At 31.1% G+C, this 570-nt stretch carries 1 protein-coding gene; it reads left to right on the forward strand.

Features of this window, described 5'->3' with window-relative positions:
• Positions 1-427: hypothetical protein (locus tag K8Z87_RS13850; RefSeq protein WP_227478168.1), on the forward strand; the 427-nt coding region annotated here is incomplete at its 5' end.
• Positions 428-570 lie beyond the last annotated feature (143 nt).

Here is a 570-nt window from a genome sequence, read left to right on the forward strand (position 1 = left end):
CGTTAGCCAACATTTGATGAAACTAAACTTCTGGAATATAATTTTGACTTTTATTCTGTTTTTAGGTTGTCAACCTGAGAAAACATTGGATGGAAATTACTCTTCGTGTATTGATGGAGAATATGCAGAACTTTATTTCAAAAAAGACTCTATGAGAGTTGCATCGGAAAATGTATGGGTTGAATTATCACAGTGGAGAAAAATTGAGATTAAAAATGATACTCTCTACTTTGAGACATTTGGAGAATGGAGAGATAAAACGAAAGCGAAAATCAAATACGTTGGAATGAATAATACTGAATTAAGCTTTTTGGAAACTGATGCGATTCTTAATTTGGAACGGATGAATGTAAAATTAACTTTTAAAGACTCATTAAAATTCTGGAATGGATTTAATAAACGTTTGAATTCTAAAAATTGTAAATAATAAAATAACGTTGGCTAACACCGTGTATAATTAATTGCTTTGGTCGTTGCTTATTTGGAAAATTCCTTCGGAATTTTCTCGCGTTCGTTTTTGTTTACTAAATTAGTTGCTTAAACACGCAACTAACCATACACAAGACCGTT

Source organism: Winogradskyella immobilis, assembly GCF_021887715.1.
Taxonomy (GTDB): Bacteria; Bacteroidota; Bacteroidia; order Flavobacteriales; family Flavobacteriaceae; genus Winogradskyella; species Winogradskyella immobilis.